The following is a 20,503-nucleotide window of genomic DNA, read 5'->3' as shown; positions in this document are numbered from 1 at the left end:
AATGATCCGTCATACCGTCGTGTTCACGCTGAAGCATCCGCCGCATTCGCTGGAGGCGAAGCGGTTCCTCCACGATGCCAAGAAGATCCTGACCGCGATCAAGGGTGTGACGCATTTCGAGCCGCTGCGCCAAGTGAGCCCGAAGAACGACTATCAGTTCGGCTTCTCGATGGAGTTCGCCGACCAGGCTGCCTACACCAGATACAACGAGCATCCCGACCACGTCGCGTTCGTGCGCGACCGCTGGCTGCCTGAGGTCGAGAAATTTCTCGAGATCGACTATGTCCCGCTCGGCTTTGGCTGAGATTGGATCGAGCGCCGGCGTCTAAGATTGACGCGGACCTCCATGAGGTCGTCATCCCAGGGCGGAGCGACGCGAAGCGGAGCGCAGACCCTGGGGATCCATGCCGTTACCTCAGTCGAGGGGCGCAGCGGAGCAGAATCTGGACCGTCCTAACGCGTTGAAGTCCGGGCATGGATCCTCGGGTCTGCGCCGCGTCGCTTCGCTCCTTGCTTCGCCCGTGGATGACGAAGCATCAAGGCCTTTGCCAATCTCGAAGGTCCTAGGAACCACCTAATCGGCGACCTTCCACTGCTCGCGCGACGCGCTTGCCGGATAGACGCCGAGAATGCGCATCTCGCGCGAGAAGAAGCGCAATTCGTCGAGCGCCAGCTTGACCAGCGGATCATCGGGGTGGCCCTCGATGTCGGCATAAAACAGCGTCGCTGTGAAAGCGCCGAGCTGGTAGCTCTCGAGCTTGGTCATGTTGATGCCGTTGGTGGCGAAGCCGCCCATGGCCTTGTAGAGCGCGGCCGGCACGTTGCGGACGCGGAAGATGAAGGTGGTCATCATCTTGGCTTCCAGCGAGGGGCGCTCGGCCCATTGCTTGTTCTTGGTCAGCACGACGAAGCGGGTGACGTTCGAGTCGGTGTCCTCGACATTCTTCTCGATGATGTCGAGGCCGTAGAGCTCGGCGGCAAGCGCAGGCGCAAGTGCCGCCATCGTGCGGTCCTTGACCTCGGAGACCATCTTGGCCGATCCCGCCGTGTCGCCGGCGACAACCGGCTTCCAGCCATTCTTGCGGATGTATTTGCGGCATTGGCCAAGGGCATGGATATGGCTGTGCACGCTTCTGATCTCTTCGCGTTTCACGCCCGGCAGCACCATCAGCTGGAAATGGATGGGCAGGAAATACTCGCCGACGATGTGCAGGCGCGATTCCGGCAAAAGATGATGGATGTCGGCGACGCGCCCGGCAATCGTGTTCTCGATCGGGATCATGGCGAGCTCGGCCTTGCCGGTCTCGACCGCGTTGAAGGCGTCTTCGAAGGTGGGACAGGGCAACGGCTCCATCGAGGGGAACATGTTGCGGCAAGCGGTATCGGAATTGGCGCCCGGCTCGCCCTGGAAGGATATTCTGTTGGTCTTTTCAGGCATGCGCCAAGGTCTCGCTTACGGATGTCTCAGTTTGAAAGAATTTGCCTGGCGCGCTCGAGATCGTCGGGCGTGTCGACGCCGAGCGGCAGCGACCGGACGATCTCGGCATCGATGCGCATGCCGGCTTCCAGCGCCCGCAGCTGCTCCAGCCGCTCGCGGCGTTCGAGCGGCGACGGCTTCAGCGCCACGAAGCGTTCCAGCGCTGTCCGGCGGTAGGCATAGAGGCCGATGTGGTGATAGAGCGGGCCCTCCCCCCACGGCGCCGTGGCGCGCGTGAAATAGAGCGCCTTCAGCCTTGTCGCCGAGAGCGGCGAGCCGACGATCTTGACCACGTTCGGATTGGTCCTTTCCTCGTCGCGCACAATCTCGACGCCGAGCGTGGCTATGTCGACCGACGGGTCGGCGAAGGGCCGCAGCGATGCGCCGATGATCTCAGGATCGATGGTCGGCAGATCGCCCTGGACGTTGACGATGGTTTCGACCTTTTTCTCGGGGTCCAGCAGGGTGAGGGCCTCGAAGATGCGGTCGGATCCCGATTCGTGGTCCGCGCGCGTCATCACCGCCTCGAAACCGTGATCCCTTACCGCCGAGGCGACCGCTTCGGTGTCGGTCGCCACCACCACACGGCCGAGCCCAGCCTCGGCGCCGCGGCGGGCGACATGGACGATCATCGGCGCGCCGGCGATGTCGGCCAGCGGCTTGCCCGGCAGGCGCGTCGAGGCCATGCGGGCGGGGATCAGGATCAATGTCGACATGGGACTTCTGGGACAGCCGGGGAAGCGGATGGAAAAGTGGCAAAACGTCTCACTGGAAGCGTCCTTATAGGTGTTGCAACGACGAAGCAAAAGACCTAGTTTCCGCGCGATTTAACGGGCCCGTTGGGGCCTTCGCTATACCGACGGACGGAGTGGACGGGACGGTCCGCCGGAAAAGGGAGCAAGGGGCGTATGGATTCCAACGAAGTCAACAAGCTGCTCGCCGGATTCCTCGGAACCTGTTTCGTCGTCTTTTCCGTGGGCATCGTTTCCGACGGGCTGTTTGCCTCCCCCGCTCCCGAGAAGCCGGGCTTCGCCATCGAGGCGGCCGAGCCGGCCGAAGGCGGCGGCGCTGCCGCGCCCGCGGCCGAAGCCAAGCCGATCGCCGACCTGCTCGCAACCGCCAATGCCGAGACGGGCGCCGCCATTTTCAAGAAGTGCCAGGCCTGCCATTCCGGCGAAAAGGGCGGCCCCAACAAGGTCGGTCCGGACCTCTGGGACATCATCGATCGCCCCGTCGCCGAGCATGAGGGCTTCGCCTATTCGGCCGGCATGAAGGATTTCTCCAAGGGCGGCGCCGAGAAGTGGACCTACGACAACCTCAACCACTTCATCAACGCGCCGAAGAAGTTCGTGAAGGGCACGGCGATGGGCTTTGCCGGCCTGCCGAAGGATGAGGACCGCGCCAACGTGATCGCCTATCTGCGCACGCTGTCGGACAATCCGAAGCCGCTGCCGCAGCCGGGCGCTTCGGCGGAAGCCAAGCCCGCCGAAGGCGCCGCCGCGGCGAAGCCGGCCGCAGGTGCGGCACCCGCCAAGCCGGCCGAAGGTGCGGCTCCGGCAAAGCCGGCCGAAGGTGCCGCCCCGGCCAAGCCGGTCGCGCCCGCGCAATAAACATTTCGTCATAAAGACACCTTGGAAAAGCCGGGTTCGTCCCGGCTTTTTTGTTCGGAAAGCCGCATATGCTGAGACAAAAGCCGGCGCTTGCGGTTTTCACCGGCGTCAAATGATCTAGATTGCCGGTGGGTACTGTTGCGACGAGGAGAACGCATGACGGTCGGCCGCTCCGGGACGTTTTTCGCATCGATGCTGGCGATCGCCTTCGCCGCCAGCCTGCAGGCCAGCCTCGCTGATGAGTGGCACACCACGTCCTCGCTGACCGGCCCGTCCAAATACGGCGAAAATTTCCAACGCTACGACTATGTCAATCCGGACGCTCCCAAGGGTGGCGCCCACGACTCCGTCGTTGTCGGCACTTTCGACAGCTTCAACCCCTATATCGTGTCGGGGTCGCCGGCCGCGGGGCTCGCCGGGTTCGGCGGCGGCCTGCTCTACGACACGCTGATGGACCAGGCGACCGACGAGGGGAGCGTCAGCCACCCGCTGGTTGCCGAGGCCTATAAATACCCGCCCGACTATTCCTCTGCGACCTACCGGCTCGACCGGCGCGCCAAATGGCATGACGGCCAGCCGATCACCGTCGACGATGTGGTCTGGTCGTTCCAGGTGCTGAAGGCCAACGCCCCCCAATACAACCGCTATTTCGAGAACGTTACCGACGCGGTGGCGATTTCCGACCGCGAGGTCGAGTTTCATTTCAACCAGAAGGGCAACCGCGAGCTGCCCAAGATTATCGGCGATCTGGTCGTCCTGCCGAAGCACTGGTGGGAGGGCACCGATGCCAGCGGCAAGAAGCGCGACATCACCAGGCCGACTCTCGAGCCGCCGCTGGGATCCGCCGCCTACAAGATCGCCAGCTTCAAGCCGGGTTCCGAGATCGTCTGGCAGCGCGTGGCTGATTACTGGGGCGCCAAGCTGCCGGTGAAGATCGGCCGGGAGAACTTCGACACCCAGCGCTTCACCTACATACTGGACGAGAATGCTGCGTGGCAGGCCTTTACCAAGGGTGGGCTAGACGACATCAAGGCCGAAAACAGCTCGCGGCGGTGGGCGACGGCTTACAACTTTCCGGCGGTGAACGCCGGCGACGTGATCAAAAAGGAATTCAAGACCACTTCGCCGGAGCCGATGCAGGCCTTCATGCTGAACCAGCGCCGGCCGCTGTTCCAGGATCGCCGGGTCCGCGAGGCGCTAACCTATCCCTATGACTTCGAGACGATGAACCGAACGCTGTTCTTCAATTCCAACACGCGCACCCAAAGCTATTTCCAAGGTACGGAACTCGCGTCGAGCGGTCTGCCGCAAGGCAAGGAACTCGAAATCCTCGAGAAGTATCGCGACAAGCTGCCGCCTGAACTGTTCACCCAGGAATTCAAGCTGCCGGTCTACGACTCACCGCAAGCGGAGCGGAAATATCTGAAGCAGGCTGTCGACCTCTTCGCCCAGGCCGGCTGGGTGATCAAGGGCGGCAAGATGATGAACGCCAAGAGCGGCGCGCCATTCAAATTCGAGATCCTCGGCACGTCCGACACGGATCAGATCCTCTCCGGCAACTATATCGCCAATCTGCGCAAGATCGGCGTCGATGCGACGCTGCGCATCATCGACCCCAGCCAGTACGTCAACCGCGTCAACAATTTCGACTACGATGTCATCACCAACGTGCTGCAGCAGTCGGATTCGCCCGGCAACGAACAGCGCGATTTCTGGAGTTCGAAGTCCGCCGATTCACCCGGATCGCGCAATTACTCCGGCATCAAGGATCCGGTCGTCGACGCGCTGGTGGACCGCGTCATCTTCGCCACCGACCGCGACGATCTCGTCGCCGCCACTCATGCGCTCGATCGCGTGCTGTTGTGGAACTACTATACCGTGCCGCAATACTACCGCGCGGTGGTCTGGCTTGCCTATTGGAACAAGTTCGGCATGCCCGAAAAGCAGCCCTCCTACCGTGGCGCCGATATCGACTCCTGGTGGATCGATACGGCGAAGGAAAAGGCATTGACCGCCAAATATAGGGGCAACTGATGAGGCGGCAGACATTGCTTCCTCGTCGCGACTTCCTGGCGCTCGGCGCGGCGGCGACTGCCGCAGCGCTGCTGCCGGGTCGGGCTTTCGCCCAGACCCCGACCGGTGTCAAATTGCATGGGCTGTCGGCGTTCGGCGATTTGAAATACAAGCCTGACTTCGCGCATTTCGACTATGTCAACGTCGATGCGCCGCAAGGCGGCACCTTCAATTTCTCGCCGCCCAACTGGGGCCAAAACCAGAGCCCTTTGACGTTCAACACGCTGAACTCCTTCGTGCCCAAGGGCGATGCGCCGCAGCGCATGGAAATGTGCTTCGATTCGCTGATGGTGCGGGCGCTCGACGAGCCTGACGCCGTCTATGGGCTGATCGCCGACGGGGTCACAATTTCCGACGACCGCAACGGCTTCACCTTCTCGCTGCGCCCGCAGGCGCGCTTCCATGACGGCACGCCGCTCACCGCCGACGATGTCGCCTTCACCTTCAAACTGCTGAAGGACAAGGGGCATCCGGATTATTCGCTGTCGTTGACGCATCTCGACAACGCGGTGGTGAAGGACGCCCATACGGTCGAGCTCAAGTTCTCCGGCAAGCAATCGGCCCGTACCATCCTGAACGTCGTCGCGTTTCCGATCCTGTCGAAGGCCTTCTTCACGGCCAACCCCTTCGATTCGTCGCAGCTCAACCCGCCGCTCGGCTCGAGCGCGTACAAGGTCGGGCGCTGGTCGGCGGGCGCCTGGATCGAGTACGAGCGGTTGGCCGATTATTGGGGCAACGACCTCCCGGTCAACCGCGGCCAGAACAATTTCGAGCGTATCCGCATCGAGTTCTACCAGGACCGCACGGCCGGCTTCGAAGCCTTCAAGAAGGGCGAGATCCTCTATCGCGAGGAATTCACCTCGCGCGTCTGGGCGACGGCTTACAACTTTCCGGCCTTTACCGCCGGCAAGGTGGTGAAGCACGAATTCCCGGCCGAGACGGTGCCGTCGATGCAGGCGACCGCCGTCAACCAACGGCGCGCGCAGTTCCGGGACCCGCGCGTGCGGCAAGCTATCGCGCTCTGCTTCGACTTCGAATGGACGCGGCGCAATTTCTTCTATGGCTCCTATGAGCGCTCGCAATCCTGCTTCGAGAAATCCGACTTTCGCGCCGAAGGCATGCCGCCGCCGCCAGAACTCGCGCTGATGGAGCCCCTGCGCGAGAAGCTGCCGCCGGAGGCCTTCGGCGAAGCGGTGACGCAGCCAGCCTCGGACGGCTCGGGACGCGACCGCAAACTGCTTGGTAAGGCGGCGAAGCTGCTTGCCGAAGCGGGCTGGAAACGCTCCAGCGATTTCGTCGTCAACGACAAGGGCGCGCGGTTGCCCGCCGAGTTCCTCGTGGAAGACGAGACCTTCGTGCAGGTCTATTCGCCCTGGGTCGCCAATATGAAGGCGATCGGCATCAACGCTTCGATCCGGCTGGTCGATTCCGCCCAATACCAGCTCAGGCAATCGACCTTCGATTTCGATCTGATCTCGGCCGCCTTCTCCTTCAGCGCCACGCCGACACGCGACGACCTCGAGATCTTCTTCCATTCGCGAAGCGCGTCGGTCTCAGGCTCTCGGAACCTGCCGGGCATAGCGAGTGCGGCTATAGACGCGCTGATCGACGCCGTCGGCGCGGCCAAGGACCGTGAGAGCCTCACCGTCGCCATGCGGGCGCTCGATCGGGCCTTGCGCGCTCGGCGCGATTGGATTCCAAGTTGGTATCTGGCGAATCACCGAAGCGCCTATTGGGACATGTTCGGCTTTCCCGAGCAGAAGCCCGATTTCGGGTTTCCGGTCGAAGCGCTGTGGTGGGTCGACAAGGGCAAGGCGGCGAAAATTGGCAAAGGGTGAATTTCTTGCGGGCGTCGGTGCCGCCCCTCACCTGCCTGCCGGCATCCTCTCCCCGTATAGTGACGGGGAGCGGGAAGCCTTCATCTATGGTTTCGCCAATCACAAGCGCCGTGGCGAACGTGCCGAGATCGCGGCCAGCCCCTTTCTCCCCGTCACTTTACGGGGAGAAATGTCCGGCAGGACGATGAGCGGCGGCGCCGACGCCGACAATTGGTCTGAAGCGATTGCCTCGGGGACGCCTCTAGGTACAGTGGTCTTCCCCAAGGAGGGCAACATCTGATGGGCGCCTATATCCTGCGCCGCATCCTTCTGATGATCCCGACGCTGTTCGGCATCATGGCGATCTCCTTCGCCGTCATCCAGTTCGCGCCGGGCGGCCCGGTCGAGCAGGTCATCGCCAAGCTCACCAACCAGGGCGGCACCGATCGCCTCGGCGGCGGCGGTGGCGACGCGGGCGCCACCAATTTCGACGTCGCCGGCGATGTCGGCTCGAAATATCGCGGGGCCCAAGGGTTGGACCCCGAATTCATCAAGAAGCTCGAAAAGCAGTTCGGCTTCGACAAGCCGCCGCTCGAGCGCTTCGGCATGATGCTGTGGAACTATGCCCGCTTCGACTTCGGCGACAGTTATTTCCGCGACATCTCGGTGCTCGACCTGATCCTGGAAAAGATGCCGGTGTCGATCTCGATCGGGCTCTGGATCACGCTGCTCTCCTACCTGATCTCGATCCCGCTCGGCATCCGCAAGGCGGTGCAGGACGGCTCGACCTTCGATGTCTGGACGAGCGGCGTGGTGATCGTCGGCTATGCCATCCCCGGCTTCCTGTTCGGCATCCTTTTGATGGTGCTGTTTGCCGGCGGCTCGTTCTGGGATTGGTTCCCGCTGCGCGGCATCGTTTCCGACAATTGGGACCAGCTGTCCTGGCCGGACAAGATCATCGACTATTTCTGGCACATGACGCTGCCGCTGACCGCACTTGTGCTGTCGGCCTTCGCCACGACGACGCTTTTGACCAAGAACTCGTTCCTCGAGGAGATCCGCAAGCAATATGTGGTGACGGCGCGCGCCAAGGGTCTGTCGGAGCGCAAGGTGCTTTATGGCCATGTCTTCCGCAACGCCATGCTGATCGTCATCGCAGGCTTCCCGGGCGCCTTCATCTCGGCCTTCTTCACCGGCTCGCTGCTGATCGAGAACATCTTCTCGCTCGACGGGCTCGGCCTGCTCGGCTTCAAGTCGGTGATCGACCGCGACTATCCGGTGGTCTTCGCCAATCTCTACATCTTCTCGCTGCTCGGCCTGTTCGTCGCCCTGCTCTCGGACCTGATCTACACCTGGGTCGATCCGCGCATCGATTTCGAGCGGAGAGACGTCTGATGACGGCAGCTTCGGCAGAAGCCAAGCCGGCCCGCGCCGCCCGGCCGTGGTTGTCGCCGCTCAATCAGCGGCGGCTGCAAAACTTCAAGGCGAACCGGCGCGGCTACTGGTCGCTGTGGATCTTCCTGTTGCTGTTCGTGCTGTCGCTGTTTTCCGAATTGATCGCCAACGACAAGCCCATCATCGCCTCCTACAAGGGCGAGATCCTGTTTCCGGTTCTGGTCGCCTACCCGGAAGAGAAATTCGGCGGCTTTTATGCCGTCACGGACTATCGCGATCCGGTGATTCAGGACGAGATCAATGCCAATGGCTGGATGATCTGGCCGCCGGTCCGCTACTCCTATCAAACGGTCAACAACGCCATCCCAGAAGCCGCACCCGCCAAGCCGTCCTGGCTTTACGACAAGAAGACGCGCTGCAGCCAGTATCCGCAGGGCGAAGCCGATCCGAACTGCGTCGTCGGCAACTGGAATTGGCTGGGCACCGACGACCAGGCGCGCGACGTGCTGGCACGCGTGCTTTACGGCTTCCGCATCTCGGTGCTGTTCGGGCTGATCCTGACGCTCGGCTCCTCGCTGATCGGCGTCGCGGCCGGCGCGGTGCAAGGCTATTTCGGCGGCTGGACGGACCTTCTGTTTCAACGCTTCATCGAGATCTGGTCGGCGATCCCGGTGCTTTATCTGCTGCTCATCGTCTCTGCGATCCTGCCGCCCGGCTTCTTCATCCTGCTCGGCCTGATGCTGCTGTTCTCCTGGGTGGCGCTGGTCGGCGTGGTGCGGGCCGAGTTTCTGCGCGCGCGCAACTTCGAATATGTCAACGCGGCGCGCGCGCTTGGCGTGCCCAACCTCACCATCATGTTCCGTCATCTCCTGCCCAACGCCATGGTGGCGACGCTGACCTTCCTGCCCTTCCTGCTCTCAGGCTCGATCTCGACGCTGACCTCGCTCGACTATCTCGGCTTCGGCCTGCCGCCGGGTTCGGCCTCGCTCGGCGAATTGCTGAAGCAGGCGCAGCGCAATCTCAACGCGCCCTGGCTCGGCATCTCCGGCTTCATCGTGATTTCGCTGATGCTGTCGCTGCTGGTCTTCATCGGCGAGGCGACGCGCGATGCCTTCGATCCGCGCAAGACGTTCAAATGAGCGAGCCTCTGCTTTCCGTCCGCGATTTGAGTGTCGCCTTCGCGCAAGGCGGCACGCAGTCGATTGCCGTCGACCACGTCTCCTTCGAGATCGGCAAGGGCGAGACGGTGGCGCTGGTCGGCGAATCCGGATCCGGCAAATCGGTCTCCGCGCTCTCGGTGCTGAAGCTGTTGCCCTATCCGTCGGCCAGCCACCCCTCGGGAAAGATCCTGTTCCACGGCGCCGACCTGCTCCACGCCAACGAAAGGACGCTGCGCGGCGTGCGCGGCAACAAGATCACCATGATCTTCCAGGAGCCGATGACCTCGCTCAATCCGCTGCACACGATCGAGCAGCAGATCGTCGAGGTGCTGAAGCTGCATCAGGGGCTGGGCGATCGCCAGGCCCACGCTCGCACGTTGGAGCTGCTCACCGAGGTCGGCATACGCGACCCGCAGAAGCGGCTCGATGCCTATCCGCACCAGCTCTCCGGCGGCCAGCGCCAGCGCGTCATGATCGCCATGGCCTTGGCCAACGAGCCGGAACTCTTGATCGCCGACGAGCCGACGACGGCGCTCGACGTGACCGTGCAGGCGCAGATCCTCGAACTGCTCGCCGGCCTGAAAAGCCGCAAGCGCATGTCGATGCTATTCATCACCCATGACCTCGGCATCGTCAGAAAGATCGCCGACCGCGTCTGCGTCATGACGAAGGGCAAAATAGTCGAGACCGGGCCGACCAAGGAGATCTTCGCCAACCCGCAACACGCCTATACCAAGCACCTCTTGGCCGCCGAGCCGAAGGGCAAACCGCCGGCGGCGAATGCCGATGCCACGGCGGTGATGACCGGCAAGGACATCAAGGTCTGGTTCCCGATCAAGCGGGGCTTCTTCCGCCGCACCGTCGACCATGTGAAGGCGGTGGACGGCATCGACGTTACAGTGCGCGCCGGCCAGACGCTCGGAGTCGTCGGTGAATCCGGCTCCGGCAAGACGACGCTAGGCCTGGCGCTCGCGCGGATGATCTCGTCCACGGGCGCGATCAACTTCAACGGGCGCGACATCAACCAGCTTTCCTTCAGCGCCATGCGGCCGCTGCGGCGCGAGCTGCAGATCGTCTTCCAGGACCCGTTCGGATCCTTGAGCCCGCGCATGTCGGTCGCGGAGATCATTGAGGAAGGGCTGAAGATCCACGCGCCGAAACTCTCGCCCGATGAGCGCGACGACAAGGTCGTCGAGGTGTTGAAGGAAGTCGGTCTCGACCCGGAGACGCGTCACCGCTATCCGCATGAATTCTCGGGCGGCCAGCGCCAGCGTGTCGCCATCGCACGCGCCATGGTGCTCAACCCGCGCTTCGTCATGCTCGACGAGCCGACTTCGGCGCTCGACATGAGCGTGCAGGCGCAAGTGGTCGATCTCTTGCGCAACCTGCAGGCCAGGCACAATCTCGCCTATCTCTTCATCAGCCACGACCTGAAGGTCATCCGCGCCCTTGCCAATGACGTGATCGTCATGCGCAATGGTCAGATCGTCGAAGCCGGGCCGTCCGAACAGATTTTCGACCGCCCGCAAACCGACTATACGAGGGCGCTGATCTCGGCCGCGTTCCGGATCGAAACGGCACCGACCGGGGTCGTCAGCGAGTAGGCTGGAAATACAGGAAAGACACTGCGCGAATGGAAAAAGGCAAAGTTCTGCTTGCCCTCACCGGCTTTCACCCGCAGCGCTGGCGCGAACTGCTCGCGGCCGAGCGCGAGGTGGTGCTGGAGCCTGATGGTCCGAGCGATCCCTCGATCGCTTATGCAGTGGTGTGGAAGCAGAAACCGAATCTGTTGTCGTCGCTGCCCAATTTGCGCGCCATCTTTTCGATCGGCGCAGGCGTCGACCATATCTTCGCCGACCCCGGCCTGCCCGAGGTGCCGATCGTCCGGGTCGTTGCCGACAATCTCACGCAATACATGACCGAGTATGTCGTCTGGCGCGTGCTCGACCACCATCGCCAGGGCATGCTCTACCGAGCGCAACAGCAGAAGAAGACCTGGCACGAGCCGCCGCAACGCCCGGCCGGCGACATCTCGGTCGGCATCATGGGTCTCGGCAACCTTGGCCGCGCCGCGGCATCGGTGCTTTTGGCGCTAGGCTTCGCCGTGAACGGCTGGTCGCGCACCGAGCACCCGATGCAGGGCGTGTCGACCTATTCCGGCGAAGGCGGGCTGATCCCCTTCCTCAACGCCACCGACATCCTGGTGGTGCTGTTGCCGCTGACGCCGCGCACGCAAGGCATCGTCAATTACGCCGTTCTGAAGGAATTGCGCAAACGCAACGGCCTCGGCGGCTCGGTGCTGATCAACGCCGGGCGCGGGCGGCTGCAGAAGGATGCCGACATCCTGCGCGCGCTGGACGACGGCACGCTGAAGGAAGCGAGCCTCGACGTGTTCGAGGTCGAGCCGCTGCCGAAGACGAGCCCGTTGTGGAACCATCCGAAAGTGTTCGTGACGCCGCATGCGGCGGCGACCTCGGACCCGGCCCATCTGGTGCCGATCATGCTTCGGCAAATGGCCGCCTTCGAGCGCGGCGAAAAGCTCGAAAACGTCGTCGATCGCGAAGCGGGTTACTGAGTAGACGCCGGCTTCGAGCCCGGCAGCGCGAACTTGTCCTTCTTCTTCGGCTTGCCGCAATCGCGCCGTTCGATCGAACGGTTCATTGCGTCGATCTCGCCGCTCGCCTTGTCGCTGTCGCGCTGCGCCCTGGAGCGCATGTCCGGCGTAAACGGGCCAAAACCCATCGCCGGATTGGAGAAAGCCGGTTTTGCGGTGACCGGCAGATTGTATTGCTGCGCCAGCGCGTTTCGATTGGCTAGCAGCTGGTCGCAGGGCACGCTGTCATATTGCAGCGAGGATTGGACGTTTTCGTCCTGGCGCTCCGCCATCGAAGTGCCGCCGACGCAGCCGGCCGTCATCAGGCAAGATGCCAACACAGCCATGGTCCAGCGCATGGTAATTCTCCGTGCCGTATCGCCACCCCTAAGCCGACACGCGATTCGGGCTTTTTCGCGAGCAGCCGTCGCCCTCATTCCGCCGGCTTGCGACGGGCTATCACCGCAAGGCCTCCTACTGGCTCGCCGCGGTCATGCCGGATGGTCGTGCTTTCCAGCGACAGGATCGCAAACCCGCTGTCGGCGAGAACGCGCCGCACATAGGCCACGGAATGCGCGTAGCGCCGCGAGGGCAGCAATGCAAAGTCATCGCCACAGGCAAGTGTCTCGACCGAGAACGCAAAGAGGCCTTCATCGACCAGACTGTTGGCAACTGCTCCAACAATGCGTTCGAGCGCCCCGACATAGATGAACACGTCGGCGGCGACCACGAGGTCGGCTTTCGAGCCAGGTCGAGAGAAATGCTGGAGATCGGACTTGGAGAGCTTGTCGTAGATGCCTTTGGCGCGCGCCTTCCGCAACATGCTGCTCGAAATGTCATAGCCTTCCAGCCGGTCGACGATCGGGCGCAGCCTTTCGCCCATCAGGCCGGTGCCGCAGCCGAGGTCGAGCGCCAGCCGGAACCGGCCCGGGCTCGCCGCGCGAATGGCGCGATCGAGAAACTCTGGCATTCCATAACCGAGTTTCCCGACCAGCGATTGCTCGAAATTGTCGGCATAGTGATCGAACAGGGTCTCGACGAAAGCACTGGGCGGAGCCGCTGCCACCGGCGCATGGCCGATCAGCTGCAGCTTGAGCGCGGAACCCAGCCGGTCCGCGGGATCGAGCTTCAAGGCCATCGCCCATGCCTGGGCTGCCTGGTCGGGAAAACGTGCGGCCTCCTGCATCTCGCCGAGCCGGAACCAGCCCGCCGCCCATTGCGGCGCCAGCTCCAGCGCGCCAAGCAAAAGCTCCGCCGCCTGCGCAGGCTCGCCGGAGGCCAGCAGCATCTCGGCAAAGTCGGCGCGACGGTCGGCGGTCAAATAGCCGGACGAGGCCTGAAGTGGTTTCATGGTTCCATTGGTCCCGCCGGTGTGCGAACCGGCGGCCGGCTGTAGGACGAGTCAGCAGTCTGTTGCAACAGGCTTCCCGCGTCGAATTCAGCCACTATGTTCAAGGCCATGCGCGCCAGCGACCTGCTCAAGCCACGACCCGAAGGGCTCTACTGCCCGCCAGGCGATTTCTTCATCGATCCGGTTCGGCCGGTCAGCCGCGCGCTGATCACGCACGGCCATTCCGATCATGCGCGCTCAGGCCACCGCTCGGTGCTTGCCACACAGCAAACGCTCGACATCATGGGCCTGCGCTATGGCGAGGATTTCGCCGAAACCACGCAGGCAGCAGTCATTGGCGAGACGATTGATATCAACGGCGTCTCCGTCACTTTCCATCCGGCCGGGCATGTGCTGGGTTCGGTGCAGATCGTCGTCGAGCATCAGGGCCTGCGCATCGTCGCCTCCGGCGACTACAAGCGCCAGAAGGACGCTACCTGCCTGCCGTTCGAGCCGGTGCCTTGCGATGTCTTCATCACCGAGGCGACCTTCGGACTGCCGGTGTTCCGGCACCCGCCGGACCATGAGGAGATCGCGCGCCTGCTCAAATCGGCGATGCAATTTCCCGAGCGTTCGCACCTGATCGGCGCCTATGCGCTCGGCAAGGCGCAGCGCGTCATGCGGCTGCTGCGCGAGGCCGGCTATGACAGGCCGATCTATATCCACGGCGCGCTCGCCAAGCTCAGCGAATATTACCAGAGCCAGGGCATCGATCTGGGGCAACTCGAACCGGCGACGGTGGAAAGCGGTGGCAAGGCCGATTTCGAAGGCGCCATAGTCGTCGGGCCGCCGGCCGCCTTCGCCGACCGCTGGGCGCGGCGCTTCCCCGACCCGATCGCCTGCTTCGCTTCAGGTTGGATGCGCATCCGTCAGCGCGCCAAGCAGGGCGGCGTCGAGCTGCCGCTGATCATTTCCGACCATGCCGACTGGGACGAGCTCATCGCCACGATCAAGGAAACGGGCGCCGAGGAGGTCTGGGTGACGCATGGCCGCGAGGAAGCGCTGGTGCGCTGGTGCGAGCTGGAGGGCATCGCCGCGCGGCCGCTGCATCTTGTTGGGTATGAGGACGAGGGCGATTGATGGAACAGTGTTCGCCAATCGCCGCCGCCGAGTTCTACGGCGCCACCCTCTGTCCTGCCGGACATCTCTCCCTCAAGGGGGGAGATTGGCAGTTTCAGCGCCGACGCATCTCCCGCGACGCGAGAGATTGGCGAAAGCCGGCGCGGCATCTGATTTCCCCCCTTGAGGGGGAGATGGCCGGCAGGACAGAGGGGGGCGCCTTGCGCCTGCTCTCGCGATTGGCATGGCGCAACCAACGATGAACCGCTTCGCCGAGCTCCTCGACCGGCTGGTGCTGACGCCTTCGCGCAACGGCAAGCTGACGCTGCTCACCGACTATTTCCGTAGCGTCGAGGATCCCGACCGCGGACTGGCGCTGGCGGCGATCACCGGCGATCTGTCGATCGCGGCGGTGAAGCCGGCGATGCTGCGCGGGCTGGTGGTCGAGCGGATGGACCCCGTGCTGTTCGGCTATTCCTACGATTATGTTGGCGATCTCGCCGAGACGGTGTCGCTGGTCTGGCCGCAGCCGGCCGGCCACATACCGAACCACGCGCCAACGCTCGCCGAAGTGGTCGGCAAGCTCCAGGCGGCGAGCCGCTCCGACGGGCCGCAGGTGCTCGCCAGGCTTCTCGACAGCGCCAGCATCTCTGCGCGCTTCGCCATCATCAAGCTGGTTACCGGCGGGTTGCGCATCGGCGTGTCGGCGCGGCTTGCCAAGCAGGCGTTGGCCGATCTCGGCCAAGTCGATGTCGTCGAGATCGAGGAGCTCTGGCACGGGCTGACGCCTCCCTACACGGCGCTCTTTGCGTGGCTGGAAGGCCGGGCGGAAAAACCGAGAAGCGCGGCGCTCGCATTGTTCCGGCCGGTGATGCTGTCCAACGCGGTCGATGACGGCGATTTGGAAAAGCTCGAACCGGCCGATTATGCGGCGGAGTGGAAATGGGACGGCATCCGCGTCCAGGCGGTGTGCGAGGGCGGCATCCGCCGGCTGTATTCGCGCACCGGCGACGATGTTTCCGGCGCCTTCCCGGACCTCGCCGCGACGATGGATTTCGAGGCGGCGCTCGACGGCGAATTGCTGGTCGGCGACCCGCGCGAGGCGACCGGAACCTTCTCCGACCTGCAGCAGCGGCTGAACCGCAAGAGCGTCTCGCCAAAAATCCAGCAGCAATATCCGGCCTTCATGCGCTGCTACGACGCGCTGCAAATCAACGGCGAGGATTTGCGCAGCCTCCCCTTCGCCGAGCGCCGCACCCGGCTCGGAGCCTTCGTCCAGACGCTCGATGCCAGCCGCTTCGACCTTTCGCCGCTGGTCGAATTTTCGGATTGGGAGACGCTGGAGCGGCTGCGCCAGGCGCCGCCGCATCCGATCATCGAAGGGGTGATGCTGAAGCGCTGGGATTCGCCCTATCTTGCCGGCCGGCCGAAAGGCCCCTGGTTCAAGTGGAAGCGCGATCCGCACACGATCGACGCGGTGCTGATGTATGCGCAGCGCGGCCACGGCAAGCGATCGAGCTTCTATTCCGACTACACTTTCGGGGTCTGGTCAGGCCCGGAGGGATCGGAAGAGCTGGTGCCGGTCGGCAAGGCCTATTTCGGCTTCACCGACGAGGAGCTGCGGCAAATCGACAAATATGTGCGCGACCATACGATCGAGCGGTTCGGGCCGGTGCGCTCGGTGCGCGCCGATCGCAAGAATGGGCTGGTGCTGGAAGTGGCCTTCGAAGGGCTCAACCGCTCGACGCGCCATAAATCTGGCGTCGCGATGCGCTTTCCGCGCATCTCACGGTTGCGCTGGGACAAGCCCTCCGCCGAGGCCGACCGGATCGAGACGCTGCAGGCGTTGCTCGACAGCTAGAAATCTGCCGACGCTTCACCCCACCCGGCGCTTCGCGCCGACCTTCCCATCAAGGGGAGGTCGGTCGCATCCCTGGAGATAGCCCCTCGCTGCCGATGCCGAGGTCACTCCGCGATCGATACGCGGATCTCGTAGATGTCGACGGACTTGCCCTGCTTGTCGAAGTCGGAGTTGACGGCGATGGTGCCGGCCGCACCCGGGTGCTTGTTCGGGAACTGCACGTCGAACAGGTATTCGTTGCGCTCGTGGCCAACGGCATAGCGCTTGCGGCCGCAATCGCCGAGCTCGCCGAAATTGCAGTCGACCGAGATCTGCGTCTCCTTGCCTTCTTCCGAGCGGGCGATGATGTCAAACATGGCATGCTTGCCGGCGAGCTTTTCCAGCACGCCCTGGCCGACATCGAAGGCAATGGCCGAGCCGGATGCGCCCGAGCGGACGCGCAGGAACTGGCCGGTGTCGTCCTTCATCACATCTGCGGCGGCGTCGGACGGTGTGCTGACATGGGTCGGATCGCTGGGCGAGAAGACGTTGATCCAGTTCTTCGACTGATCCGCCTCGCCGGGCTTTTGCGGCGAACCGGTGTCGGCTGGCTGCGAGGAGTCTTCGTCTTCCAGCGTCGGGGTCGGCTCTGGCGGACCGGTGTTGAGTTCAGCCGCCGTCTTGAAGACGCCGGTCTGCTTGGCGAAATAGAGGCCGATGCCGGCAGCCGCCAGCAGAGTCGCCGCGACAAAGATGGCGGTGAGCGGCAGGCGTCGGCCACGGATACGCCGTTCATCGCGATCCGGCGCCACTTCGGCGCCGTTGCCGATGGACGCTCCGGGGGAGTCATCAAGCGTCGGCGCGTTCGGAAGCGCCTCGTCCGGCATGATGTCGGGCACGCGGGGCAGCACGCGCGAGCGCGGCGCATCCGATGTGTCGGGCTGCACCGGACCGTCGACGGTAATCGACGGCGACGGTGCCCCCTGGTCGGGGCCCCGCGGGGCATCCACCGGCGGCGCGGGAGACTGGCTCGGCGTGTCGACCGCCGGCCCCGGCGCGGCGTTGCCGACGAATGGACCGCTGTCCAGCGGAAGCGTCACGTCAGGAACGGCCTGGACAGCCGGCAGGAATTCGGATTCGATCTCCGTGATCTTGGCCTGCACCGCCTTGCGGCGGTTGATGGCGGCTTCCACCGTCACATTCGGGTTGGCCTGCAGCACGCGATCGAGCGCGGCAAAGGCCGAGCGATAGACCTTCTCGCGAAACGCCCGGTCCTCGGGATTGCCTTTCTCGAAGGCGTTGCGGATCGCTTTCTCGATGGCGTCCAAGCGAGCTCCCTCTGCGCGTTCGCTCACAGTTATCGATCGTTAGCCGCAGGCGACCAGTCAATCAACGGGCGGGCGGCTGCCTTGCCGACGCATCCAATGCCCATTTCGGCGTTTTTTGTTGAAGAATCAACATTTTTTGTCGCCGCCGTCCGACCGGCCCGCAACGGAATCGGACGCCTGCCGGCGCGGGCCCGCAAGCCGTGCTGGCGCGGCGCTTGAGGCTGTCGCGCAGCGGCAAGCGACGGAATTGCCGCGCATGAGGGCAGGATTTCGCCGCCAGCCATCTTGAATTAGCTGGCGGTTGAGTCTATCAACCGGCGCATCTTGGAAGCCCAGCGGCTTCCCGGGCCGCTTTAGCTCAGTTGGTAGAGCACATCATTCGTAATGATGGGGTCGCGTGTTCGAGTCACGCAAGCGGCACCAGTTTCCTAAAAGCGTGTAATTCCAATACCATACCTGTCGGGTGGATTGGGTTCGCCCATAAACCCACCCAAGATCGCCCTAAGCCGAAACGCTGCGGCGTCGTACGGCAGCATTTCGCCGCTTGCCGACCTCAGCACCTCCAAGCGTGAGTGTTCGGTGTGATGCCGATACAAAAGCGCCGCCACGGTGGCGTCAACCGGTTACATAGGGCAGCCAACATCCCCGGCCTTCTGGAAGTGGCGTCAGCGTCCCCAGAGGCTGCGTGGGCGGGTCGTTGGTTGGCTGTAGCGCGCGACTGAACGCTCCACGCTTCGCAAGCTGGATAGCGGAATCTCGTGAGGGCAAGGTCAGGTTGCTCTCCGTTCCAGCGACGGGCGGAGATTGGGAAAGATGGATAGCGTGCAGGTGAGGCGCATGGAAACCGGCAGGACATGGACGCGGGACGGCCCGCGTGCAGGCGCCTGGCTGAGCCGTGCAATGAGCACGCAGCGCCACCTCGCAGCGATCCTGGCTTGCGACGTGGTTGGCTATTCGCGCCTGACGGAGCGCGACGAACGCGGCACGCTCGAGCGGCTGAAGGCCTACCGCAAGGACCTCCTCGAACCGCTGGTTTCCGAGAACCAGGGGCGCATCGTCAAGCTCACCGGCGACGGCATGCTCTGCGAATTCGCGAGCGTCGTCAATGCGGTGACATCGGCGGTGGCGATCCAGCAGGCTGTGGCGGAACACGAGGCGGAAACGCCGGAGGAAGAGCGGATTCGCTTGCGCATCGGCGTCAATCTCGGCGACGTGGTCTGCGAGGAGGACGGCGACCTCTACGGCGACGGGGTCAACATCGCCGCCCGCCTCGAAAGCGCCGCCGATCCCGGGACCGTGGTCGTCTCGGGCACCGCCTACGACCACCTCCAGGGCAAGCTCGACTGCGGCTTCACGCCGCTCGGCAACCTGCGCCTCAAGAACATCGAGCGGCCCGTGCGCGCCTACCGCGTCGAGACCGACGCCAGCGCCTCGGTGGCTGCACCGCCTCCCCTGCCCGAGAAGCCCTCGATCGCGGTTTTGCCTTTCACCAACATGAGCGGCGACCCTGACCAGGAATACTTCGCCGACGGGCTGGTCGAGGACATCATCACGGGATTGAGCCGGGTGAACTCCTTCTTCGTGATCGCCCGCAACTCGTCCTTCACCTACAAGGGCCGGGCGGTCGACCTGCGCCAGGTCGGGCGCGAGCTGGGCGTCCGCTACGTGCTCGAAGGCAGCATCCGCAGAGCCGGATCTCGCGTGCGCATCAGCGGGCAGTTGGTTGACGCGATCAGCGGTCACCATGTCTGGACCGGCCGCTTCGAAGGCGACGTGAGCGACATCTTCGACTTGCAGGACAAGGTGACCGAGAGCGTCGTCGGTGCTGTCGAGCCGAGCATCCGGCTGGAGGAGATCAAGCAGGCGCGCATGAAGCCGACCGACTACATCAGCGCCTACGACCTCTATCTTCGCGCACTGCCGCGCTTCTACAGCATGACGCGCGAAGGCTTTGCCGATGTACGCCGACTCACCAACGAGGCGCTCAGCATCGACCCGGGCTTCACCTTGGCGAAGGCACTCGGCGCCTATATCCGCAGCTTATCCGTGAGCCAGTGCTGGCACGAACCCGACGATGTGCGAGTCGCCGCGCGTATGGCGCGCGAGGTGCTGGCGGAAGCGCGCGACGACCCCACGAGCCTGCGCTTCGCGGCGCAGGTGATCGCCTATAGCGCGAAGGAATACGAGATGGCGCTGGGCACGATCGAACGGTCCCTGCTGCTCAACCCCAACTCGGCGCAGGGCCATACCGGCAGCGGCTGGGTGAACGCGCATTCCAGCCGCCCGCTCGTGGCGATCGAGCACTTTCACAGGGCGATGCGGCTGAGTCCGGTCGACCCCGAGAAAGGCATCGCGCTCTCCGGCATCGGGATGAGCTATCTGATGCTCGAGCGCTACGAGGAAGCGCTGGCATGGGGAGAACGCGCGCTGCACGAGATGCCGAACTACGGCTCCTCGCACCGCGTGGTGATCATGGCGCTGGTCAAGCTCAACCGGCTGGACGAGGCGCAGGCCGCGGCGCGCCGCCTGATGGAGGCGTTCCCGACCTTCACGCTCACCCTGCAGAGACAGATCAACCCGTGGCTGGACAAGGTGTTCGCCGAGCGCTACGTCGAGGCGCTGGGCATCGCCGGCGTGCCGGAGTGATCGCAGCGGCTGCAACGATGCCCTCTCCTGCGCGCCGCGTGCGGCCAGGCGACCTCCTTTATCCAGAGGCTGAAAGCGGAACGCACGCTCTTCCGGGCTTTGCAGCGAATCTCGG

Annotated in this window: 17 protein-coding genes and 1 tRNA gene; 13 read left to right on the top strand and 5 right to left on the bottom strand. The window is 63.9% G+C overall.

The genetic code is table 11. The annotated features are described in order from the left end of the window. Position 1 precedes the first annotated feature (1 nt). Positions 2-304 carry a Dabb family protein gene (locus tag EOD29_RS20480; protein ID WP_127247613.1) on the top strand — a complete coding sequence of 101 codons (303 nt, stop codon included), beginning with the start codon at positions 2-4 and terminating at the stop codon, positions 302-304. Between the two features lie 270 nt (positions 305-574). Here the strand turns inward: EOD29_RS20480 and EOD29_RS20475 are convergent, their stop codons facing one another. Together EOD29_RS20475 and EOD29_RS20470 are read right to left on the bottom strand one after the other, a co-directional pair. After that, positions 575-1,438: a prephenate dehydratase gene (locus EOD29_RS20475; RefSeq protein ID WP_066996244.1), complete on the bottom strand. Its 864-nt coding sequence runs from the start codon at positions 1,436-1,438 to the stop codon at positions 575-577. A gap of 26 nt (positions 1,439-1,464) precedes the next feature. After that, positions 1,465-2,193 carry a 3-deoxy-manno-octulosonate cytidylyltransferase gene (locus EOD29_RS20470; RefSeq protein WP_067324478.1) on the bottom strand — a complete coding sequence of 243 codons (729 nt, stop codon included), beginning with the start codon at positions 2,191-2,193 and terminating at the stop codon, positions 1,465-1,467. A 192-nt stretch (positions 2,194-2,385) separates the two neighbouring features. Between EOD29_RS20470 and EOD29_RS20465 the strand changes: the two genes are divergently transcribed. From EOD29_RS20465 to EOD29_RS20430, 8 genes are all read left to right on the top strand, one after another. After that, a complete protein-coding gene (locus tag EOD29_RS20465; protein ID WP_095828034.1) occupies positions 2,386-3,087 on the top strand; it encodes a cytochrome c family protein in 702 nt (233 codons plus the stop codon). A gap of 156 nt (positions 3,088-3,243) precedes the next feature. Next, the gene (locus EOD29_RS20460; protein WP_127247612.1) at positions 3,244-5,121 is read left to right on the top strand and encodes an extracellular solute-binding protein; all 1,878 of its coding nucleotides are present in this window, start codon (positions 3,244-3,246) and stop codon (positions 5,119-5,121) included. Then, on the top strand, positions 5,121-6,998 hold the full coding sequence (locus EOD29_RS20455; RefSeq protein ID WP_127247610.1) for an extracellular solute-binding protein: 1,878 nt from the start codon (positions 5,121-5,123) through the stop codon (positions 6,996-6,998). Before EOD29_RS20460 ends, EOD29_RS20455 begins: the two co-directional genes overlap by 1 nt. Continuing rightward, on the top strand, positions 6,985-7,278 hold the full coding sequence (locus EOD29_RS20450; protein ID WP_245475375.1) for a hypothetical protein: 294 nt from the start codon (positions 6,985-6,987) through the stop codon (positions 7,276-7,278). Before EOD29_RS20455 ends, EOD29_RS20450 begins: the two co-directional genes overlap by 14 nt. Further along, a complete protein-coding gene (locus EOD29_RS20445) occupies positions 7,278-8,372 on the top strand; it encodes a microcin C ABC transporter permease YejB (protein ID WP_066996227.1) in 1,095 nt (364 codons plus the stop codon). Before EOD29_RS20450 ends, EOD29_RS20445 begins: the two co-directional genes overlap by 1 nt. Continuing rightward, on the top strand, positions 8,372-9,511 hold the full coding sequence (locus EOD29_RS20440; protein ID WP_127247608.1) for an ABC transporter permease: 1,140 nt from the start codon (positions 8,372-8,374) through the stop codon (positions 9,509-9,511). Before EOD29_RS20445 ends, EOD29_RS20440 begins: the two co-directional genes overlap by 1 nt. Further along, positions 9,508-11,136: an ABC transporter ATP-binding protein gene (locus EOD29_RS20435; RefSeq protein ID WP_067324466.1), complete on the top strand. Its 1,629-nt coding sequence runs from the start codon at positions 9,508-9,510 to the stop codon at positions 11,134-11,136. The genes EOD29_RS20440 and EOD29_RS20435 overlap by 4 nt, the downstream gene beginning before the upstream one ends. Positions 11,137-11,165: 29 nt before the next feature. Then, positions 11,166-12,107 carry a glyoxylate/hydroxypyruvate reductase A gene (locus EOD29_RS20430; RefSeq protein ID WP_127247606.1) on the top strand — a complete coding sequence of 314 codons (942 nt, stop codon included), beginning with the start codon at positions 11,166-11,168 and terminating at the stop codon, positions 12,105-12,107. Here the strand turns inward: EOD29_RS20430 and EOD29_RS20425 are convergent. Together EOD29_RS20425 and EOD29_RS20420 are read right to left on the bottom strand one after the other, a co-directional pair. Then, entirely contained in the window at positions 12,101-12,484 is a 384-nt protein-coding gene (locus EOD29_RS20425) for a hypothetical protein (RefSeq protein ID WP_067324462.1), read from the bottom strand. The two genes, EOD29_RS20430 and EOD29_RS20425, sit on opposite strands and share 7 nt — an antisense overlap. Positions 12,485-12,558: 74 nt before the next feature. Beyond that, positions 12,559-13,476, bottom strand: a complete 918-nt coding sequence (locus EOD29_RS20420; RefSeq protein ID WP_127247605.1) for a methyltransferase domain-containing protein — start codon at positions 13,474-13,476, stop codon at positions 12,559-12,561. A 108-nt stretch (positions 13,477-13,584) separates the two neighbouring features. Between EOD29_RS20420 and EOD29_RS20415 the strand changes: the two genes are divergently transcribed. Together EOD29_RS20415 and EOD29_RS20405 are read left to right on the top strand one after the other, a co-directional pair. Then, a complete protein-coding gene (locus tag EOD29_RS20415) occupies positions 13,585-14,595 on the top strand; it encodes a ligase-associated DNA damage response exonuclease (protein WP_066996471.1) in 1,011 nt (336 codons plus the stop codon). A 238-nt stretch (positions 14,596-14,833) separates the two neighbouring features. After that, positions 14,834-16,435 carry a cisplatin damage response ATP-dependent DNA ligase gene (locus tag EOD29_RS20405; protein ID WP_127247693.1) on the top strand — a complete coding sequence of 534 codons (1,602 nt, stop codon included), beginning with the start codon at positions 14,834-14,836 and terminating at the stop codon, positions 16,433-16,435. Positions 16,436-16,539: 104 nt separating this feature from the next. Here the strand turns inward: EOD29_RS20405 and EOD29_RS20400 are convergent, their stop codons facing one another. After that, entirely contained in the window at positions 16,540-17,742 is a 1,203-nt protein-coding gene (locus EOD29_RS20400) for a hypothetical protein (protein WP_127247604.1), read from the bottom strand. Positions 17,743-18,089: 347 nt separating this feature from the next. Here EOD29_RS20400 and EOD29_RS20395 point away from each other — a divergent pair. After that, positions 18,090-18,165, top strand: a tRNA-Thr gene (locus EOD29_RS20395). A gap of 477 nt (positions 18,166-18,642) precedes the next feature. After that, positions 18,643-20,388 (top strand): adenylate/guanylate cyclase domain-containing protein, encoded by a 1,746-nt coding sequence (locus EOD29_RS20390; protein WP_067324753.1) that lies wholly within the window; start codon positions 18,643-18,645, stop codon positions 20,386-20,388. The last annotated feature ends 115 nt before the right edge of the window (positions 20,389-20,503 follow it).

The organism is Mesorhizobium sp. M1A.T.Ca.IN.004.03.1.1, assembly GCF_003997555.1.
In the GTDB taxonomy this organism is placed as follows: Bacteria; Pseudomonadota; Alphaproteobacteria; order Rhizobiales; family Rhizobiaceae; genus Mesorhizobium.
The sequence above is the reverse complement of the archived record's forward strand: the minus strand, read 5'-3'. Positions and strand labels throughout refer to the sequence as shown.